Annotated in this window: 25 protein-coding genes; 11 read left to right on the top strand and 14 right to left on the bottom strand. The window is 73.0% G+C overall.

The window, feature by feature from the left end; all coding sequences use genetic code 11:
- Window positions 1-26: 26 nt before the first annotated feature.
- Window positions 27-614, bottom strand: coding sequence for a hypothetical protein (locus tag AMK16_RS15300; protein WP_073914886.1), 588 nt, complete (start codon window positions 612-614; stop codon window positions 27-29).
- Window positions 615-692: 78 nt separating this feature from the next.
- Here AMK16_RS15300 and AMK16_RS38520 point away from each other — a divergent pair, with 78 nt between their 5' ends.
- Window positions 693-1,517, top strand: a complete 825-nt coding sequence (locus AMK16_RS38520; RefSeq protein ID WP_443333567.1) for an SCO2400 family protein — start codon at window positions 693-695, stop codon at window positions 1,515-1,517.
- A 54-nt stretch (window positions 1,518-1,571) separates the two neighbouring features.
- Here the strand turns inward: AMK16_RS38520 and AMK16_RS15290 are convergent, their stop codons facing one another.
- Window positions 1,572-1,997 carry a MarR family winged helix-turn-helix transcriptional regulator gene (locus AMK16_RS15290; RefSeq protein WP_073914880.1) on the bottom strand — a complete coding sequence of 142 codons (426 nt, stop codon included), beginning with the start codon at window positions 1,995-1,997 and terminating at the stop codon, window positions 1,572-1,574.
- Between the two features lie 97 nt (window positions 1,998-2,094).
- On the opposite strand from AMK16_RS15290, the gene AMK16_RS15285 reads away from it, so the two are divergent.
- The 3 genes from AMK16_RS15285 (at window position 2,095) to AMK16_RS15275 (ending at window position 4,586) form a co-directional block, all read left to right on the top strand.
- Window positions 2,095-3,117: an NADP-dependent oxidoreductase gene (locus AMK16_RS15285; protein WP_073914878.1), complete on the top strand. Its 1,023-nt coding sequence runs from the start codon at window positions 2,095-2,097 to the stop codon at window positions 3,115-3,117.
- 63 nt (window positions 3,118-3,180) lie between these two features.
- Entirely contained in the window at window positions 3,181-3,603 is a 423-nt protein-coding gene (locus AMK16_RS15280) for an organic hydroperoxide resistance protein (RefSeq protein WP_073914876.1), read from the top strand.
- Window positions 3,604-3,722: 119 nt separating this feature from the next.
- On the top strand, window positions 3,723-4,586 hold the full coding sequence (locus AMK16_RS15275) for an EI24 domain-containing protein (RefSeq protein ID WP_073914873.1): 864 nt from the start codon (window positions 3,723-3,725) through the stop codon (window positions 4,584-4,586).
- A 73-nt stretch (window positions 4,587-4,659) separates the two neighbouring features.
- Here the strand turns inward: AMK16_RS15275 and AMK16_RS15270 are convergent, their stop codons facing one another.
- Window positions 4,660-5,247 carry a TetR/AcrR family transcriptional regulator gene (locus AMK16_RS15270; protein ID WP_073914870.1) on the bottom strand — a complete coding sequence of 196 codons (588 nt, stop codon included), beginning with the start codon at window positions 5,245-5,247 and terminating at the stop codon, window positions 4,660-4,662.
- Between the two features lie 155 nt (window positions 5,248-5,402).
- On the opposite strand from AMK16_RS15270, the gene AMK16_RS15265 reads away from it, so the two are divergent.
- Entirely contained in the window at window positions 5,403-7,898 is a 2,496-nt protein-coding gene (locus tag AMK16_RS15265) for a beta-glucosidase family protein (RefSeq protein ID WP_073914868.1), read from the top strand.
- A gap of 93 nt (window positions 7,899-7,991) precedes the next feature.
- Here AMK16_RS15265 and AMK16_RS15260 read toward each other — a convergent pair whose 3' ends face one another.
- On the bottom strand, window positions 7,992-8,891 hold the full coding sequence (locus tag AMK16_RS15260) for an SGNH/GDSL hydrolase family protein (protein ID WP_073914866.1): 900 nt from the start codon (window positions 8,889-8,891) through the stop codon (window positions 7,992-7,994).
- A gap of 249 nt (window positions 8,892-9,140) precedes the next feature.
- On the opposite strand from AMK16_RS15260, the gene AMK16_RS15255 reads away from it, so the two are divergent.
- Window positions 9,141-9,635 carry a DUF3145 domain-containing protein gene (locus AMK16_RS15255; RefSeq protein ID WP_073914863.1) on the top strand — a complete coding sequence of 165 codons (495 nt, stop codon included), beginning with the start codon at window positions 9,141-9,143 and terminating at the stop codon, window positions 9,633-9,635.
- Window positions 9,636-9,701: 66 nt separating this feature from the next.
- Here the strand turns inward: AMK16_RS15255 and AMK16_RS15250 are convergent, their stop codons facing one another.
- The 5 genes from AMK16_RS15250 to AMK16_RS15230 form a co-directional block, all read right to left on the bottom strand.
- Window positions 9,702-10,979, bottom strand: coding sequence for a beta-ketoacyl-[acyl-carrier-protein] synthase family protein (locus tag AMK16_RS15250; protein ID WP_073914861.1), 1,278 nt, complete (start codon window positions 10,977-10,979; stop codon window positions 9,702-9,704).
- A 79-nt stretch (window positions 10,980-11,058) separates the two neighbouring features.
- Window positions 11,059-11,307, bottom strand: a complete 249-nt coding sequence (locus AMK16_RS15245) for an acyl carrier protein (RefSeq protein ID WP_073914859.1) — start codon at window positions 11,305-11,307, stop codon at window positions 11,059-11,061.
- 55 nt (window positions 11,308-11,362) lie between these two features.
- The gene (locus tag AMK16_RS15240; protein WP_073914856.1) at window positions 11,363-12,367 is read right to left on the bottom strand and encodes a ketoacyl-ACP synthase III; all 1,005 of its coding nucleotides are present in this window, start codon (window positions 12,365-12,367) and stop codon (window positions 11,363-11,365) included.
- An 18-nt stretch (window positions 12,368-12,385) separates the two neighbouring features.
- Window positions 12,386-13,303 (bottom strand): ACP S-malonyltransferase, encoded by a 918-nt coding sequence (locus tag AMK16_RS15235; RefSeq protein WP_073914855.1) that lies wholly within the window; start codon window positions 13,301-13,303, stop codon window positions 12,386-12,388.
- Window positions 13,304-13,392: 89 nt separating this feature from the next.
- Window positions 13,393-14,610, bottom strand: coding sequence for a PucR family transcriptional regulator (locus tag AMK16_RS15230; protein WP_073914852.1), 1,218 nt, complete (start codon window positions 14,608-14,610; stop codon window positions 13,393-13,395).
- An 81-nt stretch (window positions 14,611-14,691) separates the two neighbouring features.
- Here AMK16_RS15230 and AMK16_RS15225 point away from each other — a divergent pair, with 81 nt between their 5' ends.
- A complete protein-coding gene (locus tag AMK16_RS15225) occupies window positions 14,692-15,348 on the top strand; it encodes a pirin family protein (protein ID WP_073914850.1) in 657 nt (218 codons plus the stop codon).
- Between the two features lie 61 nt (window positions 15,349-15,409).
- Here the strand turns inward: AMK16_RS15225 and AMK16_RS15220 are convergent, their stop codons facing one another.
- Window positions 15,410-16,240, bottom strand: a complete 831-nt coding sequence (locus tag AMK16_RS15220) for a serine hydrolase domain-containing protein (RefSeq protein WP_073916112.1) — start codon at window positions 16,238-16,240, stop codon at window positions 15,410-15,412.
- Window positions 16,241-16,310: 70 nt separating this feature from the next.
- Here AMK16_RS15220 and AMK16_RS15215 point away from each other — a divergent pair, with 70 nt between their 5' ends.
- Together AMK16_RS15215 and AMK16_RS15210 are read left to right on the top strand one after the other, a co-directional pair.
- Window positions 16,311-16,724 (top strand): MerR family transcriptional regulator, encoded by a 414-nt coding sequence (locus tag AMK16_RS15215; protein WP_073916070.1) that lies wholly within the window; start codon window positions 16,311-16,313, stop codon window positions 16,722-16,724.
- Window positions 16,721-17,743 (top strand): aldo/keto reductase, encoded by a 1,023-nt coding sequence (locus AMK16_RS15210; RefSeq protein ID WP_073914848.1) that lies wholly within the window; start codon window positions 16,721-16,723, stop codon window positions 17,741-17,743. The genes AMK16_RS15215 and AMK16_RS15210 overlap by 4 nt, the downstream gene beginning before the upstream one ends.
- A gap of 50 nt (window positions 17,744-17,793) precedes the next feature.
- Here the strand turns inward: AMK16_RS15210 and AMK16_RS15205 are convergent, their stop codons facing one another.
- From AMK16_RS15205 to AMK16_RS15195, 3 genes are all read right to left on the bottom strand, one after another.
- Window positions 17,794-18,657: a DUF4429 domain-containing protein gene (locus AMK16_RS15205; RefSeq protein ID WP_073914846.1), complete on the bottom strand. Its 864-nt coding sequence runs from the start codon at window positions 18,655-18,657 to the stop codon at window positions 17,794-17,796.
- A 65-nt stretch (window positions 18,658-18,722) separates the two neighbouring features.
- Window positions 18,723-19,952: an alpha/beta hydrolase gene (locus tag AMK16_RS15200; protein ID WP_242438767.1), complete on the bottom strand. Its 1,230-nt coding sequence runs from the start codon at window positions 19,950-19,952 to the stop codon at window positions 18,723-18,725.
- 181 nt (window positions 19,953-20,133) lie between these two features.
- Window positions 20,134-20,841 (bottom strand): TetR family transcriptional regulator, encoded by a 708-nt coding sequence (locus AMK16_RS15195; protein WP_073914844.1) that lies wholly within the window; start codon window positions 20,839-20,841, stop codon window positions 20,134-20,136.
- A gap of 120 nt (window positions 20,842-20,961) precedes the next feature.
- On the opposite strand from AMK16_RS15195, the gene AMK16_RS15190 reads away from it, so the two are divergent.
- Window positions 20,962-22,554 carry an MFS transporter gene (locus tag AMK16_RS15190; RefSeq protein ID WP_073914841.1) on the top strand — a complete coding sequence of 531 codons (1,593 nt, stop codon included), beginning with the start codon at window positions 20,962-20,964 and terminating at the stop codon, window positions 22,552-22,554.
- Window positions 22,555-22,764: 210 nt separating this feature from the next.
- The gene (locus AMK16_RS15185) at window positions 22,765-23,145 is read left to right on the top strand and encodes a peptidase inhibitor family I36 protein (protein WP_073914839.1); all 381 of its coding nucleotides are present in this window, start codon (window positions 22,765-22,767) and stop codon (window positions 23,143-23,145) included.
- On the opposite strand, the gene AMK16_RS15180 is transcribed toward AMK16_RS15185, so the two are convergent.
- On the bottom strand, window positions 23,126-23,905 hold the full coding sequence (locus AMK16_RS15180) for an ion channel (protein ID WP_073914837.1): 780 nt from the start codon (window positions 23,903-23,905) through the stop codon (window positions 23,126-23,128). The two genes, AMK16_RS15185 and AMK16_RS15180, sit on opposite strands and share 20 nt — an antisense overlap.
- Between the last annotated feature and the right edge of the window lie 21 nt (window positions 23,906-23,926).

The following is a 23,926-nucleotide window of genomic DNA, read 5'->3' as shown; positions in this document are numbered from 1 at the left end:
AGGGGCAGCCGGACCGCCGGCTCCTCCTACGTGCCCTCGTCCTGCCACGAGACCCGCTGGAGCAGGCCGTAGGTGAACTCCGCCACGCAGGAGCGGCCCTGCGCGGTGAAGGCGAGGCGCCAGCGGGTCGGCGCCGTTCCCTCCATCGGCCGCACCGGGGCGAAGGCGCGCGCCACCTCGTCCACCGTCGCCGACCAGGGCCGCAGGTCCTGCGGCGACTCCAGTGCGGGCCCCCGCGCGCCGGGGGCCCGCACCAGCCACTCGTTCCACACCGCCCCGTCCGGCGCGGCCAGGACCTCGAAGCGCAGGTCCGGCCAGAGCGGCACCGGCCACATCAGTGCCTCGCACTCCAGGTCGCCGATCCTGCGGTGCTCGGTGCGGTCCGCCGGGCCGAGCACCGAGCGGTAGCGCGCCAGGGCGCCCCGGGACCGGGAACGGACCATCGCCTGCCAGCGCCTGTTGGCCTCCCGCTGGTCGGCGAGCGAGGCGCCGAGGCGCCGGCGGCCCTCCTCGGCGAGATCCGGCTGGAAGTCGGCCATCCTGCGCAGCAGCACCAGCTGGAAGGCGGCCGGCCCGAAGGGTGGCCGGGTGCGCGGCCCCGGCTCGACTGTCATGGAGCCAACCATTCCACACAGGATCCTTACGTTCCCGGGATACGGATGTTGCCCGTGACCACGTAGCCTGCGGGCGCCATGAACTACTGCCCCGCCTGCCGGAGGCACCTCAACGGCGCACTGGCGTGCGCCGGGTGCGGAACCCCGGCCGAGTACCTGATGCCCGCCGCGCCCGCGCCCGCCGGGCCCTCGTCCGGGATGCCCGGGTCCGCGGGGCCCGCGTTCGGGACGCCCTCGCCCGCGTGGCCGGCCTCCGGGATGCCCGCCGCCCCCGCCGGGCCTGCGGGGGGCTTCGCGCAGGAGCCGGCGCACTCGGCGCCGGCCGGGGTGGACGCCGACTCGCTGGTCGTGCTGTCCGCGCCGGGTGAACGCAGACCCGGCGCGCGCCGCCGTGCCACGCACCGCAGGCGTCGCCGGACCGTGCTCCTGATCGGCATCGGGATGCTGCTCGCGACCGGGGGCTCGCTGGTGGTGGCCCGGATGGCCGCCGAAGGCGAGCGTTCCGACCGGGCGGCCACGGTGGTCCTGACCGACGACGCCGGTCCGCAGCAGCCCGCGCCGCTGTCGGGTGCGCCGACTCCCGCCGCGCCCTCGGCCGTGGGGTCCGGGAAGGCCTCCGGGGTCGCGAAGGCCGGGGTGGCCGCCACGAAGACGGCCGGTGCCGCGGTGTCCCCCGCGGACGTCACGCAGCCCGCGCCGGGGCCGTCCGCGCCCGCCCCCGCGACATCGGGACCGGCGTCCGGGAGTCCCGCGCCGGTGGGATCCGTGAAGCCGACCGTGTCGGGGAGGCCCTCGCCGACCGCCTCCGGCAGCGCGGCGCCGTCGCCCACCCCGCCGGCGCCGCCGAAGCCGACGCCCACGAAACCCGCGGACTGCGGCTTCCTCGGCTGGCTCTGCTGGTAGTAGGGCAGGGTCCGGAACAGGTCCGGACCAGGTCCGGGCGGCCCCGGCGGCGCCCTAGCCGCCCAGCATCCGCCTGAGCAGGTCCCTCAGGGACGTGCGTTCCTGTTCGGACAGGCCCGCCAGCGGTTCGCGCGCGAAGTCCAGCGACTCGCGCAGCCGGTCCGCCGTCTGCAGGCCCTCCTCGGTGGGGGCGGCCAGCTTGACGCGGCGGTCGGAGGGGTCCGGGCGGCGCTCCACCAGGCCGCGGGTCTCCAGCCGGTCGACGATTCCGGTCACGTTCGAGGGCTCGCACCTCAGCTTCTGCGCGATCCGGCGCATCGGCAGCGGCTCCAGTGCCAGCAGGTTCAGCACCCGGGCCTGGGCGCCGGTCAGCTGGTGGCTGGCCGCCGCGTGCTCGTACTCCATGTGGTAGCGGGCCACGACATCGCCGATGAGCTCGACGACCTCGACGGTCACTGGGTCTGCGCGACGACTGGGCATGCATCCAGCGTACCCATTTACTTGACAACATGAAATATCCAGGAGCATGGTTGTTTCACGTAATGAAGCATTTTCCCCGCTGAGACAGGAGCGCCGCATGTCCGAGATCCCCGCCATCAGCCGCGAGTGGCACCTCGTCCGCCGTCCGCAGGGCTGGCCCGTCGCCGAGGACTTCGCCCTGCGCGAGGTGCCCGTGTCCGCCGAGCCCGCGCCCGGCCGGATCCTCGTGCGCAACCTCCACATGTCCGTGGACCCGTACATGCGCGGCCGGATGAACGACGTGAAGTCCTACGTCCCGCCCTTCAAGCTCGACGAGCCGATGCAGGGCGGAGCGGTCGGCGAGGTCGTCGCCTCCGCCGCCGAGGGCTTCGCCGTCGGCGACCACGTCCTGCACCACCTGGGCTGGCGCGAGTACGCCGATCTCGACGCGAAGTACGCCACCGCGGTGGACGCCTCGCTCGCCCCGCTCTCCACCTACCTCGGCGTGCTCGGCATGCCCGGCCTGACCGCCTACGCCGGACTCTTCGAGGTGGCCTCCTTCAAGGAGGGCGACGCCGTCTTCGTCTCCGGCGCCGCCGGCGCCGTCGGCAGCCTCGTCGGCCAGTTCGCGAAGATCAAGGGTGCGTCCCGGGTGATCGGCTCCGCCGGTTCGGACGAGAAGGTGACCCTCCTCACGGAGAAGTACGGCTTCGACGCCGCCTTCAACTACAAGAACGGCCCCGTCGGCCGGCAGCTGAAGGAGGCCGCCCCCGAGGGCATCGACGTCTACTTCGACAACGTCGGCGGAGACCACCTCGAAGCCGCCATCTCCTCGCTCAACGTGCACGGGCGGGCCACCCTGTGCGGGGCCATCGCCCAGTACAACGCCACCGAGCCCACCCCGGGCCCCCGCAACCTGGCCCTGGTCATCGGCAAGCGCCTGCGCCTGCAGGGCGTCCTCGTCGGCGACCACGCCGGCCTCCAGCAGCAGTTCGTCCAGGACGTGGCCGGCTGGCTGAGCTCCGGGGAACTGCGGTACGACGAGACGGTCGTCGAGGGCGTCGAGAACGCCACCACCGCCTTCCTCGGCATGCTGCGGGGCGAGAACACCGGAAAGATGATCGTTTCTTTCACCGGTTAGGCTCACCCCACACCGTCGTGACCGTGGGCGCGAGCGCGGCGATTCACCAGGAGGATCTTCTACATGTCCATCCAGCAGTCCGACGTCGCGTACACCGCTGTCGCCACCGCCGAGAACGGCCGTGACGGCCGCGTCGCCACCAGCGACGGCCGGCTCGACGTCGTCGTGAACCCGCCCAAGGAGCTCGGCGGCAGCGGCGCCGGCACCAACCCGGAGCAGCTCTTCGCCGCCGGCTACAGCGCGTGCTTCCAGGGCGCCCTGGGCGTCGTCGCGAAGAACGAGAACGCCGACATCTCCGGCTCCACCATCACCGCCGAGGTGGGCATCGGCAAGAACGACGACGGCTTCGGCCTGATCGTCAAGATCTCCGCCGTGATCCCCAACGTGGACGCCGCCACCGCCAAGGACCTCCTCGAAAAGGCCCACCAGGTCTGCCCGTACTCCAAGGCGACCCGCGGCAACATCACCGTCGAGCTCGCCGTCTGATCCGGCGCCGCTCACCGAAGGCCGCACCCCGCTCCGGGGTGCGGCCTTCGCCGTGGGGAGCGCGCCCCGGACCTCCGCGACGCCTCGGAGGGAGGGGACGCACCCACTAAACTGGCCGGATGAGTGATCTCGCGGGGGGCTTCCGGTATCTGCTGGCCGGTCAGCGATGGGTGCTGCGGCACGGCCGCTGGCTGGGTTTCGGGCTGCTGCCCGGGCTGGTGTCGCTCGTCCTGTACGCCGCCGCGCTGGTCGGTCTCGGTTACGGCGCCGACGACCTGACCGCCTGGGCCACCCCCTTCGCCGACGACTGGGCCGCGCCCTGGCCCGGCATCTTCCGGGGCTTCCTGACCGGACTGGTCTTCTGCCTCGGGCTCTTCCTCGCCGTCATCACCTTCACCGCCGTGACCCTGCTGATCGGCCAGCCGTTCTACGAGTCCCTCTCGGAGCAGGTCGACCGCAGCGAGGGCGGGGAGGTCCCCGAATCCGGACTCACGCTCTGGCAGGAGCTGTGGATCTCGGCGCGGGACAGCGTGAAGGTGCTCGGGCGGGTGCTCCTCTACGGGATCCTGCTCTTCGCCCTCGGCTTCCTTCCGGTGATCGGGCAGACCGTGGTCCCGGTGGTCGGGTTCTGCGTCTCCGGGTACTTCCTGACCCAGGAGCTCACCGCCGTCGCCCTCCAGCGCCGCCGGGTGGACCTGGCCGAGCGCCTCGCGCTGCTGCGGTCCCGGCGGATGCTGGTGCTGGGCTTCGGGGTGCCGCTGGTGCTGGCCTTCCTGGTGCCGCTGGTCGCGGTGTTCCTGATGCCGGGCGCGGTGGCCGGGGCCACGCTGATGGCCCGGGACCTGACGGGGACCGGCCGGCCGGACGACGGCGCGGGCGCCGCGCCCGGCGGGGCGTCCGACGCGGTGGCCGGCGGGGCGCCGGCCGGAACCTCCACGCAGGCGGCCCCGGCCCAGGGCTTCGGCCCGCCGCCGGCGTACTAGAGCGTCCACACCGGGTGCCGGGCCGTGCCCGCGATGCACCGGGCCGTCCGCACCGCGCCCGAAGACTTCGGGCCTACCCGCCCGGGGAGGCGCCGGAGCCCCGCAGGAGCGTCAGGAAGGAGCGGAACGCGGCGGGCATGTCCACCGATCCGGGGGCGAGGAGCCACTGGTACTGGAGTCCGTCCATGACCGCCGTCAGCAGCGGCGCGGCCTGTTCCGGGGTGAGCCCCGAGGGGAGGCGCTCGCCGAACTCCGCGCGCAGCACGGCTGCCATCTCGCCGCGGACCTGCGCGTAGCGCTCGGTGAAGAACTCCCGGGCGGGGTGGCCGTCGGTCACGCTCTCGCCGAGCAGCGCCGAGAAGGTCTGCACGACGCCGGGGCGCATGGCGTTGTACTCCACCAGCGAGTCCAGCAGGTCCAGGCGCCAGGCGTCCGCCGAGGCGCGGGAGCCGCCGCCGGTGTCCCAGCGGTCGCGTTCCTCCAGCACGGCGACCAGCAGGGCCTCCTTCGTCGGGAAGTAGTGCAGCAGACCCTGCTGGGTCAGGCCCACGCGCTCGGCCACCGACCCCAGGGAGGCGCCCCGGTAGCCGCGCTCCGCGATCACCTCCAGGGCGGCGCGGACGATGTCCCCGCGCCGCTCCTCGCTCCTCGTCCTGGCCATCGCCCCGGCACCCCTTCCGTTCCGTCCGCCAGCAGGACCGTACGGCATCTGGATGTCACGAAAAGGTGACGATCCCTACCCCCCTACAGGTGACGGGTCCACGATGGGGGCGACCGCACGCACCACCCGCACCGCACCCCCGAGGAGGCACGGCCGTGACCGATGCCGATCAGGCCCGCGAGGACGCCGTAGAGGCCGCGCTGGGCACGCTGGATCTCGACACCAAGGCCCGGCTGCTGGCCGGGCAGGACATGTGGTCCCTTCCCGCGCTCCCCGAGATCGGGCTGGGGTCCCTCGTCATGTCCGACGGCCCCGTCGGAGTGCGCGGCGTGCGGTGGACCGCCGGCGACCCGTCCATCGCCCTGCCCTCCCCGACCGCGCTGGCCGCCGCCTGGGACCCCGCCCTGGCCCGCCGGGCCGGCCGGCTCCTCGCCCAGGAGGCCCGCCGCAAGGGCGTCCACGTCCTCCTCGCCCCCACGGTCAACCTGCACCGCTCCCCGCTCGGCGGCCGGCACTTCGAGTGCTACTCCGAGGACCCCTTCCTCACCGGCGCCGTCGGCAGCGGGTACGTGAACGGCGTCCAGGACGGCGGGGTCGCCGCCACCGTCAAGCACTTCGTCGGCAACGACGCCGAGACCGAGCGCTTCACCGTCGACAACGTCATCGCCCCCCGCGTGCTGCGCGAGCTGTACCTGGCGCCCTTCGAGGCCATCGTCACCGGCGCCCGCCCCTGGGGCGTCATGACCGCCTACAACCAGGTCAACGGCACGACGATGACCGAGCACCGCCACCTCGTCAACGAGGTCCTGCGCGGCGAGTGGGGCTTCGACGGGTGCAACGTCTCCGACTGGATGGCGGCCCGCTCCACCACCGGCGCCATCGAGGGTGGCCTCGACGTGGCCATGCCCGGCCCGCGGACCGTCTACGGACCCGCCCTCGCCGAGGCGGTGCGCGCCGGTGTGGTGCCCGGCCCGGCAGTCGACGGGGCCGTGCGCAACGTCCTGCGGCTTGCCGCCCGGGTCGGCATCCTGAAGGGCGCCCCCGCCGCCGTCGGCGCGGTCCCGGACCCGGTCGACGGCCAGGCGCTGGCCCGCGAGCTCGCCGCCCGCGGCTTCGTGCTGGTCCGCAACGAGGCCGCGGGCTGCGAGGCCCCCGCCCGCCCCGTCCTGCCGCTGGACGGCGCCGGCCGCACGGTCGCCCTGATCGGCGCCGCCGCCCGTGACGCCCGCATCCTCGGCGGCGGCTCCGCCACCGTCTTCCCCGGGCGGGTCGTCTCCCCGCTCGACGGGCTCACCGCCGCCCTCGCGGACCTCCCCGGAGCCGCCCTGACCTACGCCGTCGGCGCCGACCCCTCGGACGAACCCGCCCCCGCCGCCCAGGGCTTCGTGCTGCGCGCCGTCTGCCGCGACGCCGCCGGGGCCGTCCTCGGCGAAGGCAGCCTGCCCAGCGGCCAGGTCCAGTGGATCGGCGACGACCTGCCCGCGGGCGTCACGTACGCGACGCTGGCGAGCATCGAGGTCACCGGCACGTTCCTGCCGCGCGAGAGCGGCGAGCACGTCTTCGGCACCCGGGGCCTGGGCGCCTTCACCCTCGCCGTCGCGGGGGAGACCCTCTGGGAGGGCGTCCAGGACAGCGGCGAGGAAGCCGACCCCTTCGAGGCGTTCTTCGGCGCCCCCTGCGAGCGCGCTCGGACCACCCTCACCGAGGGCGAGCCCGTCGCCGTCTCCCTGACCTGCCGGGTCCCCGACATGACCGCGCTGCCACTGAAGGCGATCATGTTCTCGCTGCTCCACCTCGGCCCGCGGCGCGACCCCGACGAGCTGATCGCCGAAGCGGTCTCGGCCGCCCGGGCCGCCGACACCGCCGTCGTGGTCGTCGCCACCACCGAGCGCGTGGAGTCCGAGGGCTTCGACCGCACGGACCTCGCCCTGCCGGGCCGCCAGGACGACCTGGTCCGCGCCGTCGCCGCCGCCAACCCGCACACCGTGGTCGTCGTCAACGCCGGATCCCCGGTCGAGCTCCCCTGGCGCGAGGAGGTCGCCGCCGTACTGCTGACCTGGTTCCCCGGCCAGGAGGGCGGGGCCGCGCTGGCGGACGTGCTCCTCGGCCACGCCGAGCCGGGCGGCCGCCTGCCCACCACGTGGCCGGCGCGGTTCGCCGACGCGCCCGTCACCCGGGTCGTCCCCGCCGAGGGGCGACTGGAGTACCGCGAGGGCCTGGGCATCGGCTACCGGGCGTACGAGAACGCGGGCACCACCCCTGCCTACCCCTTCGGGCACGGCCTCGGCTACACCGACTGGGCCTACGAGTCCCTGGAGGTCACGCGCACCACGGCCCGGGTCCGCCTCACCAACACCGGCGCCCGCCCCGGCCGCGAGGTCGTCCAGCTCTACCTGGCGCCGGTGGCCGCCGGACCCGGCGACACGCGGAGCACCGCCGTGGAGCGTCCGGCGAGCTGGCTGGCCGCCTTCGCCGGTGTGGAGGCGGGCCCCGGCGAGAGCGTCGAAGCCGAGATCGCCCTGCCCGCCCGGGCCTTCGAGGTCTGGGACGAGAGGGCCCGCGCGTGGCGGCGGATCGGCGGCGCCTACGAGGTCCGCGCGAGCCGTGCGCACGGCGACACGCGGCTGGCTGCCACGCTCGACATCACATAACACACGGTGACCACCGCGATGGCCGGAAATCATCCCCGTCGCGGCGTCAAGAGCCGGTCCGGGGGCGGGCCCTGACCCCCCGGGCGGTGCGCACTAGCGCGGCGGATCGGGCGCCGTCACCTGGCGGTGCGCCAGTTCCGCCAGCCGGGCCTGTCCGTCGCGGCCCGGGTGGAACCAGTCCCAGCGGCTCAACTGCTCCGCCGAGAAGGGGTACTGGAAGACCGCGCCGCCGTCGTAGCGGCACAGCCGGTCCCGCGCGCACACCTCGCGCAGCACCTCGTTGTACTCGACCACCCGCGCCCGCACCTGCTCGCGGCGGGCCGTCGCCCCCGAGGCCCCCGACAGCGGGTCGGCGAGCATCGACTGGCAGATGCCGAGCTTCCAGACCTGACGGACCATCGGCAGGTCCTTGCCCTGCTCCCACAGCCGCTGCAGGTCCGGCACGCTGGAGACGTACACCTGCGTGGCGGGGGAGGCGGTCCGCAGCCCCGCGAGGGCCTGTTCGAAGCCGGCCCGGAAGTCCTTGACGGGGGTCATGGACGAGACCGTCGGCCGGCAGGCGTCGTTCGAGCCCACCATCACCGTGACCAGGTCGGGCTTGTGCGCGGCCGCCTCGGCGAGCTGCCCCGGCAGGTCCGCCATCCGCGAGCCGGTGACCGCGTGGTTCCAGCTGCGGGCGGGCGCTTGCTCGTCCCCCAGCAGCCGCATGGCCAGCGAGCGCACCTGCGGATCGCTCCCGGTCGCCCAGGAGACCTCCGGGCAGTCGGCCAGCACCGAACAGGCGTCGAAGCCCCGCGTGATGGAATCGCCCACGGCCGCGACCGACCGGGGCGCCGTGTTCCAGCGCGGCTCGGCCGGGGCCCCGCGCTCGCCCCCGCCGTCCGCACCGCCCGGCCCGCACCCGGTCACCGCCGCCCCGGCCAGCACGACGACCGCCGCCCCCGCGCCCGCCAGGGACCGGCGCGCGCGGCGGCGCGGAGCGGTGGTGCGCATCGGGTGGTCCCCTCCTCGACGCCCCCGCATCGTTCGGGGGGTCCTGCTGAGTGAAAGCTCTGTGTTTACCGGCCTTGGAGCGACCGTACGTCACACCATGACCCCTGACGCACGGTAGCTTTTTCCCGTGGCGTTTCGGCCGCAGGTCCCGTTGCGCAATGTCAAATAATTTCCGTTACATTACATCACGTCACATACTGTCCGTTTTCTGGAGTTTATTCCCGACCTCGTCCCACACTGGAGGTCCCGGTGACGACACGTGGAGTTCTGTACGTGCATTCCGCACCGCGCGCGCTCTGCCCGCACGTGGAATGGGCTGTTGCGGGCGTGCTCGGGGTGCGGGTGAACCTCGACTGGATCAGACAGCCCGCCTCCCCGGGCACCTGGAGAGCCGAGTTCTCCTGGCAGGCCGAAGCCGGCACCGCCTCGAAGCTCGCCTCCGCGCTGCGCGGCTGGCACCTGCTGCGCTTCGAGGTGACCGCCGAACCCTGTCCGACCGCCGAGGGCGAGCGCTACAGCTCCACCCCGGAGCTCGGCATCTTCCACGCCGTCACCGGTATGCACGGCGACATCCTGGTCCCCGAGGACCGGCTGCGCGCCGCCGTCGCCCGGTCCGCCCGCGGGGAGAGCGACCTGGAGGCCGAGATCGCCAAACTGCTCGGCAAGCCCTGGGACGACGAACTGGAACCCTTTCGCTACGCAGGCGAGGGCGCTCCGGTCCGCTGGCTCCATCAGGTCGTCTGACGGCCCGCAGGCGGCATGGAGGAGGCCCCGCCCGGACAACTGCCGGGCGGGGCCTCCTCCATGCTCCTAGACGCTGCGGAACGCCAGTGTGACGTTGTGGCCGCCGAAGCCGAAGGAGTTGTTGATCGCGGAGATCGGACCGTCGGCCGGCAGCTTGCGCGGCTCGTCGCGCACGATGTCCGCGTCGATGTCGTCGTCGAGGTCGTCGACGTTGATCGTCGGCGGGGCCAGCCGGTGGTACAGCGCCAGCACGGTCGCGACGGTCTCGATGCCGCCCGCACCGCCCAGCAGGTGACCGGTCATCGACTTGGTGGCGGAGATCGCGATGTGGTCGAGGTCGTCGCCCAGCACCTTGCGCAGCGCCTTCAGCTCGGCCGTGTCACCCTGCGGGGTGGACGTGGCGTGCGCGTTCAGGTGGACCAGCTCGGCCGGGTCGAGACCCGTGTTGTCCAGCAGGTTCTGCACCGCCGCCGCGACACCGCGGCCGGTGGGCTCCGGCTGCGCGATGTGGTGGCTGTCCGCGGACAGGCCCTGGCCCAGCACCTCGCAGTAGACCCGGGCGCCGCGCGCGGCGGCGTGCTCGGCCGACTCCAGGACGACGACACCCGCGCCCTCGCCCAGGACGAAGCCGTCACGGGCCTTGTCGTAGGGGCGCGAAGCCTGCCCGGGGTTCTCGTTGTTCTTGGACATCGCCATCATGTTGGCGAACGCGGCGATCGGCAGCGGGTGGATCGCCGCCTCGGTGCCGCCCGCGACGACCACGTCGGCGCGTCCGCTGCGGATCATCTCGACGGCGTAGCCGATGGCCTCGGCGCCGGACGCGCAGGCGCTGACGGGAGTGTGCACGCCTGCCTGGGCGTTGACCTCCAGGCCGACGTTTGCCGACGGGCCGTTGGGCATGAGCATGGGGACGGTGTGCGGGGAGACCCGGCGCACGCCCTTCTCCTTCAGCACGTCGTACTGGTCGAGCAGGGTCGTCACGCCGCCGATACCGGAGGCGATCACGGTGCCCAGGCGCTCGGGCGCCACGGTCGCGCCCGTCTCCGTCTCGCCGCCGGCGGGGGCGTTGTAGCCGGCGTCGGCCCACGCCTCGCGGGCCGCGATGACGGCGAACTGCGCCGAACGGTCGAGCTTGCGGGCCAGCGGCCGGGGCAGGACTTCGCCCGGGTCCACGGCGGCCAGTGCGGCGATACGGACCGGGAGTTCGGCGAAGCGCTCGCCCTCCAGGGGCTTTACGCCGGAACGGCCGGCGAGCAGACCTTCCCAGGTCGAAGCGCTGTCGCCACCCAGCGGAGTGGTTGCGCCGATACCGGTGACGACCACGGTGCGATTGGTCGGGCTCACAGGAATTCTTTCTCCACGTCTCAGGGGGTGCTGAATTGTCACGGCGCCACCGCCAGGTGGCGACAAACGCTCGTCAGGCTCAGGCCTGGTGCTTCAGGATGTAGTCAGCGGCGTCGCCGACCGTCTTGAGGTTCTTGACGTCCTCGTCCGGGATCTTGACGTCGAAGCGCTCTTCGGCGGCGACGACGACCTCGACCATGGAGAGGGAGTCGACGTCGAGGTCGTCGGTGAACGACTTCTCGACCGCGACGTCCTCGGTCGGGATACCGGCGATCTCGTTGACGATCTCGGCGAGACCCTCGACGATCTCTTCCTGCGTGGCGGCCATGTGGCGCTCCTTCTTTGGGTGACTGGGTGTTCGGGCCGGAATGTGGAACCGGGCCCTAGGGGAGGGTAACGACCGTCGCGGCGTAGACGAGCCCCGCCCCGAAGCCGATGACGAGCGCGGTGTCGCCGCTCTTCGCCGCTCCGGTCGCCAGGAGCCGCTCCATAGCGAGCGGGATCGAGGCGGCCGAGGTGTTGCCGGTCGTTTCCACGTCACGGGCGACCGTGACGTGCTCCGGCAGCTTCAGAGTCTTCACCATCGAGTCGATGATCCGCATGTTTGCCTGGTGCGGGATGAAGACGTCCAGGTCGTCCGCGGTGAGCCCGGCGGCGTCGAGCGCCTGCTGGGCCACCTTGGCCATCTCGAAGACGGCCCAGCGGAAGACCGCCTGGCCCTCCTGCGTGATGGCGGGGAACTTCTCCCCGCCGTCCTTGCCGAGGTACTCGTCCCACGGCACGGTCTGCTTGATGGTCTCGGACTTGTCGCCCTCCGAACCCCACACCGTGGGGCCGATGGCCGGTTCGTCCGAGGGGCCGACGACCACGGCGCCGGCGCCGTCGCCGAACAGGAAGGCCGTCGCGCGGTCCTCCAGATCGGTCAGGTCCGAGAGCCGCTCCACGCCGATGACGAGGACGTACTGCGCCGAACCCTCGACGACCAGACCCTTGGCCAGGGTCAGGCCGTAGCCGAAACCGGCACAGCCCGCGGAGATGTCGAAGGCAGCGGGCTTGCCCGCGCCGATCCGGTGCGCGATCTCGGTCGCGATCGCCGGCGTCTGCTTGAAGTGCGAGACCGTCGAGACGATCACGGCACCGACCTGCTCGGGGGAGACACCGGCATCGGCCAGCGCCTTCCCCGACGCCTCCACCGACATCGCGGCGACGGTCTCCTCGGGCGAGGCCCAGTGCCGGGTCGCGATGCCGGAGCGGGAGCGGATCCACTCGTCGGACGAGTCGATCGTCTCCAGGATGACCTCGTTGGGCACCACCCGGGTCGGGCGGTAGCCGCCGACACCGAGGATGCGGGCGTACGGGGAGCCCTTGGCCGGTTTGATCTTGGACATGCGTGTGGGCTCCTTCTCTCAGGCCGTCTGCTCGGCGACGAGCGCCGCGGCCTTGTCGAGATCGTCCGGCGTCTTCAGGGCCACGCTCGGCACGCCCTTCAGCGCGCGCTTGGCCAGACCCGTCAAGGTGCCGCCGGGGCAGAGCTCGACGATCCCGGTGACACCCAGCGCGGCGAACGTCTCCATGCACAGGTCCCAGCGGACCGGATTGGCGACCTGGCCGACCAGGCGGGCGACGACATCGGCGCCCGTGGTGACGACGAGGCCGTCCCTGTTGGAGACGTACGTCACGGAGGGGTCCGCCGGGGCGAGGGCCTCCGCGGCCTTCGCCAGCGTGGCGACCGCCGGGGTCATGTGGTGCGTGTGGAAGGCGCCCGCGACCTTGAGGGCGACGACCTTCATGGAACCTTCGGGCTTGTCGGCCTCCAGAGCGGCGATCTGCTCCATGGTGCCGGCGGCCACGATCTGGCCCGCGCCGTTGATGTTCGCCGGGGTCAGCCCCAGGCTCTCCAGATGTGCGACGACCACGTCCCGCTCACCGCCGAGGACCGCGGCCATGCCGGTCTCGGTGACGGCGGAGGCGTCGGCCATCGCCAGGCCGCGCGTCCGGACGAAGGACAGCGCGTCGGCGTCGGACAGCACACCGGCGTACGCGGCGGCGGTGATCTCACCGACGCTGTGGCCCGCGACGGCGCCGAAGGCCGACGCGGAGCCCAGGGCCCCGGCGGACAGCAGACCGGCGGCGACGAGCAGGGGCTGGGCCACGGCCGTGTCGCGGATCTCGTCCGCGTCGGCCTTCGTGCCGTAGTGGGCAAGGTCGAGCCCGATGGCGTCGGACCAGGCGGCGACGCGGTCGGCGGCACCGGGAAGGTCGAGCCAGGGAGTCAGGAAGCCGGGCGTCTGAGCGCCTTGGCCGGGAGCGACGAGTACGAGCACCCTCACACTCTCTCTTGTGGATGGTCCCTGCCGCCCGTGGGGACAGGGACCAAGAACGGTCGGGGTAATTGTTGATGTCCGACAAAAGTCTAGGACTGTGGATCGCCGTCGGCCAGACGCCCCAGGATCAGGGCGATCCGCAGCGTGAAAGCCGAGCGGACATCGGAGGGCGACCAGCCGGTGACGTCGGTCACACGTCGCAGCCGGTAGCGCACCGTGTTCGGGTGCACGAACAGCATCCGGGCGGCCCCTTCGAGGCTGCTCGCCTGCTCCAGATAGACGCTCAGTGTCTCCAGCAGCGCCGACCCCGCCTCCTCCAGCGGTCTGTAGATCTCCTCCACCAGCTGTTCCCGCGCAGCGGGATCGGAGGCGATGGCGCGCTCCGGCAGGAGATCGTCCGCCAGGACCGGCCGCGGGGCGTCCTGCCACGCCGTACACGCCTTCAGTCCGGCCGCGGCGGCCTGCGCCGACTTCGTCGCGTTCAGCAGGTCGGGCACCACCGGACCGGCCACCACGGGGCCCGCTGCGAACGGCCCGATCAGGGACTTCGCCACCTGCATCGGATTGTCGCTGCCGCCCGCGATCACGACCAGGCGGTCCCCCAGCACCCCCGTCAGGACCTGGAGCTTGTGGTGGCGTGCCGCGCGCCGGATCGCCTCGACCGTCAGCTCGCTGTCCCCCTCCGGCGCGGTGCCCAGCACCACGCACACGTGCTCCGGGGAGTTCCAGCCCAGTGCCGCCGCACGCGACAGCGCACCCTCGTCGGCCTCGCCCGACAGCACGGCGTTGACGACGAGCGACTCCAGCCGCGCGTCCCACGCCCCGCGCGCCTCGGCGGCCTGTGCGTACACCTGGGCCGTCGCGAAGGCGATCTCCCGGGCGTACACCAGCAGCGCCTCCCGCAGGATCGACTCGTCGCCGGGGGCCGCCACCTCGTCGATCGCGGTCTCCATCACCTCGATCGTGGTGCGGACCATCTCGACGGTCTGGCGCAGGGTGATCGCCCGGGTCAGCTCGCGGGGCGCCGTCCCGAACACGTCGGTGGAGATCGCCTGAGGGGTCTCCGGGTGCCGGAACCACTCGGTGAACGCGGCGATGCCGGCCTGCGCGACCAGTCCGATCCAGGAGCGGTTCTCCGGGGGCATCGCCCGGTACCACGGCAGGGTCTCGTCCATCCGGGCGATCGCGTTGGCCGCGAGCCGGCCGGAGGACTTCTCCAGTCGGCGCAGCGTCGCGGTGTGCGGATGGGCGGGAGCGGGATGCGCGGAGTGTGTCGCGGGGGAATGCTCACGTTCGGGTTGGGGCACGTGACAAGACTGCCTTATCGCAAAGGCCGCGCGGAGTCCGGTCCCGGGTCGGCCCCGCCCCCGGCGGCTACGGTGGCCCCCATGATTGATGTACGCCGCGGCGCCGACCGGTACGACGGCGGGGACCGGGCCGCCGGGATCACCACCCGGCACGCCTTCTCCTTCGGGTCCTTCTACGACCCGGACAACCTGCGCTTCGGCCCGGTCCTGGCCTGCAACGAGGAGGTCCTCGGCCCGGGCGCCGGATTCGACGAGCACCCGCACAGCCACACCGAGATCGTCACCTGGGTGGTCGAGGGCGAACTCACCCACCAGGACAGCACCGGCGAGAAGGGCCGGGTCCTGCCCGGGGACGTGCAGCACCTCAGCGCCGGGTCCGGCGCCCGCCACGTGGAGCGCAACGACGGCGTGGGGCGGCTGCGCTTCGTCCAGATGTGGCTCGCGCCGCTCGCCGCGGGCGGCGAGCCCTCGTACGAGGTGGTCAGGGACCTCGCCGACGACACGCCCTACGAGATCCCCGCGGCCGGAGCCGTGCTGCACGTGCGGCGGCCCGGCGCGGGGATGCGGGTCCCCGTACCGGCGGCGGAGCGCGTCTACCTGCACGTGGTGCGCGGGGACCTGCGCCTGGACGGGGAGGAGCTGGGCCCCGGGGACTCGGCGCGGATCTGCGCCGAACGCGACCTGGAGGTCGTGGCCGGCTCCCCGTGCGAACTGCTGATCTGGGAACTGCCCGGCTAGTGCTGTGACCGGGGGCACGGCCGCGCCGCCGGCGCGCCCGGCGAGGTCTGGACGAGGCGCCTCAGCCGCGGGCGGGACCGGCGGCCAGCTCGGTCAGGACCGCGTCGGTGAAGGGGGTCCATGCCTCCACCGCCCACGGGCCGAAGGCCCGGTCCGTCAGGACCACGCAGGCGGCGCGGGCGTCCGGGTCCACCCACAGGAAGGTGCCGGACTGGCCGAAGTGGCCGAAGGTGCGCGGCGAGGACGAGGTGCCCGTCCAGTGCGGGGACTTGCCGTCCCGGATCTCCAGGCCGAGCCCCCAGTCGTTGGGTGACTGGTGCCCGTAGCCCGGCAGGACGCCCTTGAGGCCGGGCTGGACCACCGAGGTGGCCTCGGCGACGGTACGGACGTCGAGCAGCCGGGGCGCCTGGAGCTCGGCGGCGAACCGGGCCAGGTCCGAGACGGTGGAGACGCCGTCCTTGGCGGGGGAGCCCTCCAGGGTGGTGGCGGTCATGCCCAGCGGCTCGCACACCGCCTGGTGCAGGTACTGCGCGAAGGGGATGCCGGTGGCCTTGGTGATGTGGTCGCCGAGCACCTCGAAACCGGCGTTCGAGTAGAGCCGGCGCTGCCCGGGCGGGGCGCTCGCGCGGTGCTCGTCGAAGGCCAGCCCGCTGGTGTGGGCGAGGAGGTGGCGGACCGTCGAGCCCGCCGGTCCGGCCGGCTCGTCCAGCTCGATCGCCCCCTCCTCGTACGCGACGAGGGCCGCGTAGGCGGCGAGCGGCTTGGTCACCGAGGCCAGGGGGAAGCGGTGGTCCTGCGGCCCGTGGGAGCCGGCCAGGCTCCCGTCGGCCCGCACGACCGCCGCGGCCGCCGTCGCCGCCGGCCAGTTGTCGATGATCCGCAGACTATCCAGGGTCTCCACGCTGTCCATGCGGCCGAGCCTACTTGCCTGGAGTGCACTCCAGGGTTTTAGCGTGGACGCCATGAGCCAGAGCCTGACGCAGACGCGGTACACGATCAGCGAGGTCGAGGCCCGGACCGGTCTGACCCAGCACACGCTGCGCTGGTACGAGCGGATCGGCCTGATGCCGCACGTGGACCGCTCCCACTCGGGACAGCGGCGCTTCACCGACAAGGACCTCGACTGGCTGGCCTTCGTGGGCAAGCTGCGCACCACCGGGATGTCGGTGGCGGACATGGTCCGGTACGCCGAGCTGGTCCGCGAGGGCGACCACACGGTCGGTGAACGCCGCGCACTGCTGGAGCGGACCCGGCGCGAGGTGCGGACCCGGATCACGGAACTGACGGACGCGCTGGCGGTACTGGACTACAAGATCGGCACGTATACGGCCGACACGGCCGCGAAGAACACGGTATCGGGGAAGGCACAACGATGACAGAGCACGGCAGCACCATCGAGCAGGTCGAACTCGGCAAGGGCGGACCGCTGGTCGGCGTCCAGGGCCTCGGCTGCATGGGCATGAGCGAGTTCTACGGGCAGACCGACGAGAGCGCGGCCCGCGAGACCCTGGACGCCGCGCTGGACGTGGGCGTCACCCTCTTCGACACCGCCGACGCCTACGGGCGGGGAAGGAACGAGGAGTTCCTCGCCCCCTTCGTGGCCGCCCACCGCGACGAGATCACCCTGGCGACGAAGTTCGCGATAGAGCGCACCGACGACCCGGTCCACCGGGGCATCCGCAACGACCGTCCCTACGTCCGGCAGGCGGTGGAGGGCAGCCTGCGCCGCCTCGGTGTGGACGTCATCGACCTCTACTACATGCACCGGCGCGACCCGGCCGTGCCGCTCGCCGAGTCGGTGGGCGCCATGGCGGAGCTGGTGCGGGAGGGCAAGGTGCGCCACCTCGGGCTCAGCGAGGTCACCGGGGCGGAGCTGCGCGAGGCCTGCGCGGTGCACCCGATCGCGGCGCTCCAGTCCGAGTGGTCGCTCTTCAGCCGGGACGTGGAGCGCAGCGCCGTGGCCGCGGCCGCCGAGCTGGGCGTGGCCTTCGTGCCGTACTCCCCGCTGGGCCGCGGCTTCCTGACGGGAGCCTTCGCCGACGCCGCCGCGGACCTGTCCGCCGAGGACTTCCGCCGCCACCAGCCGCGGTTCACCGGCGACAACGCGAAGGCGAACCGTGCGCTGCTGGCCCCGGTCCGGGAGATCGCCGAGGCGCACGGGGCGAGCCCGGCGCAGATCGCGCTGGCCTGGGTGCAGCAGCGGGCGGCGGTGCACGGGCTGACCGTCGTGCCGATCCCCGGCACCCGCAAGGCCGCGCGCCTGCGGGAGAACGCGGCGGCGACGCGGATCACCCTGACGGCGGCGGAGCTGGCGCGGCTGGAGCCGATCGCCGACCGGGTCGCGGGGGACCGCTACCCGGACATGGGCTCCACCTCGGCGGCCCGCGAAGGCTGAGCCTTCCCCCGGGGCGCGCCGTGACGGCTGAGCCCCCGGGCGCCGGATCCCTACAGCGACTCGGCGGTGAAACGATCCCGCAGCGCCGCGTACTCGGCGTCCGTCAGCAGGCCCGCGCTGTGCAGCTCGCTCAGGTGCTGGAGGCGTTCTCCAAAGTGCCGCGGGGTCGCGACCGAGGCGACCGAGGCGACCGGGGTACGGGCGCGCAGGGCGGCGAGGACGGCCGCGGCGAACGGCAGCGACTCGTGCACCGCCCCGTAGCCCACGCCGAAGACGGCCGCGGCGAGGTCGTGGTCCGGCCGGGGGTCGGCCGGGGCGTGCCCGGGCTCCCGCAGCAGCAGCCGCAGGTGGCCTCCGGGGCCGTCGGGGGAGCTCCATTGGACGCCGGTGAGGTCGGCCAGCGGGTAGCGCTGGTCGCCCGCCTTCCACTTGGCGGTCGTGGCACCCGTACGGGACCAGCGGAAGTCCACGGCCGAGCCGTCGAAGCCCACCCGGGCGTCATACGCCTTCAGGTGCAGCGGCGGCTGCGGGACCTCGACGAGGAAGCGTGCGGCGGGCTCGGCGGCGTCGGGCCCGAGCCGGGAGCGCAGGGCGTCGGCGAAGGCGGCCGCCTGCGGGGCCCGCTCGCCCGGCAGCACCAGCCGGTAGGGGTCGCAGGTCTCCTTCAGCTGTCCGGCCGCGGCCTCCATCAGCGGATCCGCGCCGGACCGCGGGACGGCGCGCAGCACCACCGTGTCCCGTTTACCGTCGCTCACGCTCACCCCGGCCACCGCTTCCAGGGGGATGCGGCGTGAGCCGAGCGCGTGCCACAGCCTTGGTGTTCGCATCCCCCGAGCGAAGCGGATGAGCACCGAGTCCGAGTCGAACTCCCAGACGGCATGGTTTCCGGCCAGTACGTCACCCATGCGCCACATGGTAAAGGGCGGTGGCCCTGCGCGTCTGCCTCGTCGCACTGCCCGTTTTCGGGCCTCTACGCGCGTCAGTGCCGCTCTGCTCCGGAGATTCCGTCGCGACAGACGTCGTCGCCGGTCGCACACACAACGGAACCGAATGCGCCGGTTCCGATTTTGGCGAAGTTGTCCACCGAGTCGGTCCCTGGCGCGAAATAGCCGGTGTGGTTCTTGGCCGTCGCCGAGGACAGCAGCCGCGCGCCGAACTCCGGGGACACCGGATCGGCCCCGTGGCCCAGCCCGCCGACCTCCAGGTGCGGTACGTCCGCGATCCAGTCGCCCTCGTCCCGCGTGGCCCAGACCCGGGCCGAGGTGCGCAGCCCCGCGACGTTCTGCGTACGCATGCCGGGGCTGCCCGCCACCACCACGTCCGTCACGCGGCCCGGCAGCTCGTGCGCCGCGACCCCGCACACCACCGACCCGTAGCTGTGGCAGAACAGCGCCACGCTGGAGACCCCGGGCAGCGCCGCGGTCAGGGACTTCAGCCGGACGGCGCCGTCGAAGGCCATGTGACCGGTGGCGGCGTCCATCCCCACGCCGGTGGGCGCGGTGTAGCCCGCCCAGGCGATGACCGCGGTCCGGCTGCCCGGCGCTGCCGCGCCCTGCGCCTCGTACAGCGACTCCGCCATGCCCACGGGGGCGGTGAAGCGGCGCTGCGTGCGTTCGAAGGTGAGGGCGTCGGTGTCGACGCCGGGCACGATCACCGAGACCCGGCGGGCCTCATCGAGGTCGCCGAAGACCTCGGCGACCCGGCCGCCGCCGGTGGGGTCGAAGGTGAGGATCTGCCGGCCGGGCGCGGCCAGCGACTCGAAGCGGTGGGCGCGGCGAACGGCCACGGCGCGGTCGGCGGGGGTGAGGGCGACGTCGTGACTGCGGGCCTCCTCGACCCGGACGGCCTGCTCCAGGCCGCGCCGGTTGGCCCGGTAGCGGGTGGCGGCGGGGGCTCCGTCGAGGTTGCCCACGACCAGCGGGTAGCCGTCGGCGAGCCGGGCACGCTGGGCGCCGTCGAGGGCGCCGAAGAAGCGGGCCACCGCTGCCGCGGGGGCGTCCGCCGCGGGCACCGGACGGCCGTCGATCCGGGCCGCGGCCCAGGCCGCGAGAGCGGCCGCCCGCAGGGGCGTGCCTGCCTCCGGGCGGTGCACGGCCGTCCATCCGGTGGTCGCCAGCATGATGAAGACGACCGCGAGCGCGAGCAGGACGCGCAGGGCGGCGGGGCGCGGATCGGCGCCGGGGGGTGTGGGGTGGGCGAGGCCGGGCAGGTTCACTGGAATCAGCGTAAGAGACCGGTTCCGCCCGTGGCGCGCCGGGTGACGGGGTTCACGGCCGACCGTGGGACCCCGCGCCGCCGCCGCGCGCCCTTCGACGCCCCTCGCCGGTCCGCCCGGTGGAGGGTCGAGGACCAGTCCGGTGGCCGGTTCCGGCAGTGGGGGCGACCGCGCGTCAGGCCCGCGAGTGCGGGCGGCGGCCGGAGCCGCCGGGCCGGCGCCAGTCCGCGGCCAGCGCCGGGCCGATCTGGTCCAGGTACACCTCGGTCATCCGCCGGATCGCGGCCACACTGGCGTCCTCGCCCTGCCCCCACAGCCGTCCGGTGACCCGCATCACACCCGAGAAGGCGGCCACGGCCACCCGCGGGCGCGGGTCGGCGTCCACGTCGAGGCCCTCGCGGGCGGCGATCAGCCGGGCGATCCGCTCCTCCAGGTCGGTGGAGCGGCGCAGGTGCACGGCGAGCAGCGCCGGGGTGGACTCGATCAGCTGGTAGCCGCGCATGTAGAGGTCGACCGGGACGACTTCGGCGATGGCCTCCTCGACGGTGTCCCAGGCGGCCAGCACCGCGCCCCGCATCGCGGCGAAGGGGCCCTCGTCGGCCGGCCGGGCCTCCAGGGCGGCGTAGAAGTGCGACTCGACCAGGCCCTGGACCGCGAAGGCGGCCTCTTCCTTGTTCGCGAAGTAGCGGAAGAAGGTCCGCTGGGACACCTCCACGGCATCGGTGATCTCATCGACGGTGGTGTGCTCGAAGCCCTGCGAGACGAAGAGGAGCAGGGCGGCGCGCAGCAGTGCGTCCCGGGTGCGCCGCTTCTTGCGCTCGCGCAGTCCCGCCGCCGGGACGGCCACCACCGGGACGGCCGGCGCCGCCCGCTCGTCGGTCATCACCTCGAAAGGCCCCTTTCTGACGCAGAGTGAGCGGTCAGGCTACCTGTGACCCACCTGACAGCGGCTGTCGCGCTAAGCCGTCTGTGAACTGTCAGTCGCTGTCACTAGCCTGATCTCATGACTAGTCAGATCACCCTCGTCAAGGGCTCCGGCCCGGCCCCGGCTCGCTCAGGGCTCCGCGGTCACCCCTGGCTGACCCTCTTCGCCGTGGCGATCGGGGTCATGATGGTCACCCTCGACGGCACGATCGTCGCGGTCGCCAATCCCGCGATCCAAAAGGACCTCCGCGCCTCCCTCGCCGACGTGCAGTGGATCACCAATGGCTACCTGCTGGCCCTCGCGGTCTCGCTGATCACCGCGGGCAAGCTCGGCGACCGCTTCGGCCACCGGCAGACCTTCCTCATCGGCATCGCGGGCTTCGGCCTGTCCTCCGCCGCGATCGGCCTGTCCACCGGCGTCGAGCTCGTCATCGGCTTCCGCGTCGCACAGGGCCTCTTCGGCGCCCTGCTGATGCCCGCCGCACTCGGACTGCTGCGCGCCACCTTCCCGGCCGGGAAGCTCAACATGGCCATCGGCATCTGGGGCATGGTCATCGGGGCCTCCACCGCCGCGGGGCCCATCGTCGGCGGCCTGCTCGTGGAGCACGTCAGCTGGCAGTCCGTCTTCTTCATCAACGTGCCCGTCGGCGTCATAGCGCTGCTCTTCGGCCTGTTCATCCTGGTCGACCACCGCGCCGAGAACGCCCCGCGCTCCTTCGACGTCGTCGGCATCCTGCTGCTGTCGGCCGCGATGTTCTCCCTCATCTGGGCCCTCATCAAGGCTGCGGAATGGGGCTGGGGCGACGGGAAGACCCTGGCCTTCCTCGCCGTCTCCGTGCTCTGCTTCGCGCTCTTCACCGTCTGGGAGAGCACGGTCGCCGAACCCCTCATCCCGCTGGGGATGTTCCGCTCGCTGCCGCTGTCCGCCGGCACGGTGCTGATGGTGCTGATGGCCTTCGCCTTCATGGGCGGCCTGTTCTTCGTCACCTTCTACCTGCAGAACGTGCACGGCATGAGCCCCGTCGACAGCGGCCTGCACCTGCTCCCGCTGACCGGCATGATGATCATCGGCTCGCCGCTCGCCGGAGCTGCGATCACCAAGATCGGGCCGCGGGTCCCGCTCGTCGCCGGCATGGTCGCCACCGCCGTCGCCTGCTTCGGGATGGCCCACCTCACCCCGGACACCGGCACCCTCACCATGTCGCTCTGGTTCGCCCTGCTGGGCCTCGGCCTCGCGCCCGTCATGGTCGGCGCCACCGAGGTCATCGTCGGCAACGCCCCGCTGGAGCTGTCCGGCGTCGCCGGCGGGCTCCAGCAGGCCGCCATGCAGGTGGGCGGCAGCCTCGGCACCGCCGTCCTCGGAGCGGTCATGGCCGCCGCCGTCGGCAACTCGTTCGGGGACAACTGGCGTGCGGCCCGGCTGCCCGAGCTCACCCCCGAGCAGACGGACCTCGCCGAAAAGGGCATCCAGGTCGGCATCGCCCCCGTCCCGCCCGGCGCCCCCGAACCCGTGGTGCAGGCCGTCACCAAGGTCGCGCACGACACCTTCGTCTCCGGCATGGGCACGGCCTTCACCGTCGCGGGCGTCGTCGCGGTCCTCGCCGCCGTCGTCGCCTGCTTCACCAAGGGCGGCGAGAACGCCCCCGCGGGAGCGGGCGCGGCGCACGTCTAGAACGCGCGCGCCGGGGCCGGCCGCACCACCCCGGAAGCGTCAACTCCACAGCCACGACAGCCCCGCCGGAAAGTTCCGGCGGGGCTGTCGCCTATCAGGGTGGACCCGCCCCCGGCCCCTTCCGCCCACCCGTCATCGCAGGTCAGCGTGGTCTCGATGGCGTTGCGGAATCCTCCGGAGCGCCCCACGTCCACAAGGAGTTGACCCGTCATGCGTACGTGTACCACCGTGCTCGCCGCCACCGTCCTGGCCGCCACCGCTCTCATCCCGGGCACTGCCGCGACCGCACACGCCGCGGGCCCGCCGACCCTCGGGGCCTGCGCGACGGGACAGCTGTGCCTGTGGGCGAAACCGGAGTTCAAGGGCACCCGCCACACCCACGAACTGAGCACCTTGGACATCAACAGCTGCACCGCGCTGCCCGCCGGAACCAGCGCGCAGTCCCTCGTCAACCGCACCGGGCGCCCGGTCACCACCTACCAGTCGGCCGAGTGCGCCGAGACCGGCGAGTTCCAGACCTACCCGGGCGACGGGGTCTGGCTGCCCCAGTCGCCCTACCAGGTAAGGGCGTTCAAGGTGTGGGAGCGGTAGCCTCCAGCGCCGCCGGGGCATCCGGCCGGCCGTCCGGCCGGACGCCCAGCCGGGCGACCTCGGCGCGCAGGGCCCGCACCTCGGCGTGCAGCTCCTGGATCGCCGCCAGCTGGAGCCGCTCCACCTGGTCGTCCCGCTCGAAACGGGCAATGAACCAGGCGGCGATGTTGGCGGTCACCACACCGAGCAGCGCGATTCCCGACAGCATCAGCCCGACGGCCAGCACCCGGCCGAGACCGGTGGTGGGCGAGTGGTCGCCGTACCCGACCGTCGTCATGGTGGTGAAGGACCACCACACCGCATCGCCCAGGTTCCTGATGTTCCCGTGGGGGGCGTCCCGCTCCACGCTCAGCACCGCCAGGGAACCGAACATCAGCAGACCCACCACCGCCCCGGCCACGTACGTCGTCAGCCGGATCTGCGGAGCCATCTTGGCCCGCCGCCCCACCAGCATCAAGGTCGCCACCAGCCGCAGCAGCCGCAGCGGCTGGATCATCGGCAGCACCACCGCCGCCAGGTCCATCCAGTGGGTCCGCACGAAAGCCCGGCGCGCCGGCGACAGCGCCAGCCGTACGAGGTAGTCCGCGGCGAAGGCCGCCCACACCGTCCACTCGGTGGCCGTGCACGCCCGGTGCACCGGCGGCGCAGCGTCGGGGGCGACGATCGGCACGGCGTACGCGACGGCGAAGGCCACGGCGAGGACGAGCAGCGGAGTCTGGCTCCGCCGCTCCCAAAGACGCTGGCGGGAGGTTTCCTTCATGCGCAGCATCGTAAGGAAGAC

This window comes from Streptomyces sp. CB00455, assembly GCF_001905445.1.
GTDB lineage: Bacteria > Actinomycetota > Actinomycetes > Streptomycetales > Streptomycetaceae > Streptomyces.
Note: the sequence above shows the minus strand (reverse complement) of the source record. Positions and strands in the feature narration are given on the sequence as shown.

Excerpts from the sequence above, each read along its gene's own strand:
- AMK16_RS15300 (WP_073914886.1), bottom strand. The coding sequence starts at position 614 with ATGACAGTCGAGCCGGGGCCGCGCACCCGGCCACCCTTCGGGCCGGCC.
- AMK16_RS38520 (WP_443333567.1), top strand. The coding sequence starts at position 693 with ATGAACTACTGCCCCGCCTGCCGGAGGCACCTCAACGGCGCACTGGCG.
- AMK16_RS15290 (WP_073914880.1), bottom strand. The coding sequence starts at position 1,997 with ATGCCCAGTCGTCGCGCAGACCCAGTGACCGTCGAGGTCGTCGAGCTC.
- AMK16_RS15285 (WP_073914878.1), top strand. The coding sequence starts at position 2,095 with ATGTCCGAGATCCCCGCCATCAGCCGCGAGTGGCACCTCGTCCGCCGT.
- AMK16_RS15280 (WP_073914876.1), top strand. The coding sequence starts at position 3,181 with ATGTCCATCCAGCAGTCCGACGTCGCGTACACCGCTGTCGCCACCGCC.
- AMK16_RS15275 (WP_073914873.1), top strand. The coding sequence starts at position 3,723 with ATGAGTGATCTCGCGGGGGGCTTCCGGTATCTGCTGGCCGGTCAGCGA.
- AMK16_RS15270 (WP_073914870.1), bottom strand. The coding sequence starts at position 5,247 with ATGGCCAGGACGAGGAGCGAGGAGCGGCGCGGGGACATCGTCCGCGCC.
- AMK16_RS15260 (WP_073914866.1), bottom strand. The coding sequence starts at position 8,891 with ATGCGCACCACCGCTCCGCGCCGCCGCGCGCGCCGGTCCCTGGCGGGC.
- AMK16_RS15245 (WP_073914859.1), bottom strand. The coding sequence starts at position 11,307 with ATGGCCGCCACGCAGGAAGAGATCGTCGAGGGTCTCGCCGAGATCGTC.
- AMK16_RS15240 (WP_073914856.1), bottom strand. The coding sequence starts at position 12,367 with ATGTCCAAGATCAAACCGGCCAAGGGCTCCCCGTACGCCCGCATCCTC.
- AMK16_RS15225 (WP_073914850.1), top strand. The coding sequence starts at position 14,692 with ATGATTGATGTACGCCGCGGCGCCGACCGGTACGACGGCGGGGACCGG.
- AMK16_RS15215 (WP_073916070.1), top strand. The coding sequence starts at position 16,311 with ATGAGCCAGAGCCTGACGCAGACGCGGTACACGATCAGCGAGGTCGAG.
- AMK16_RS15210 (WP_073914848.1), top strand. The coding sequence starts at position 16,721 with ATGACAGAGCACGGCAGCACCATCGAGCAGGTCGAACTCGGCAAGGGC.
- AMK16_RS15205 (WP_073914846.1), bottom strand. The coding sequence starts at position 18,657 with ATGTGGCGCATGGGTGACGTACTGGCCGGAAACCATGCCGTCTGGGAG.
- AMK16_RS15195 (WP_073914844.1), bottom strand. The coding sequence starts at position 20,841 with ATGACCGACGAGCGGGCGGCGCCGGCCGTCCCGGTGGTGGCCGTCCCG.
- AMK16_RS15190 (WP_073914841.1), top strand. The coding sequence starts at position 20,962 with ATGACTAGTCAGATCACCCTCGTCAAGGGCTCCGGCCCGGCCCCGGCT.
- AMK16_RS15185 (WP_073914839.1), top strand. The coding sequence starts at position 22,765 with ATGCGTACGTGTACCACCGTGCTCGCCGCCACCGTCCTGGCCGCCACC.
- AMK16_RS15180 (WP_073914837.1), bottom strand. The coding sequence starts at position 23,905 with ATGAAGGAAACCTCCCGCCAGCGTCTTTGGGAGCGGCGGAGCCAGACT.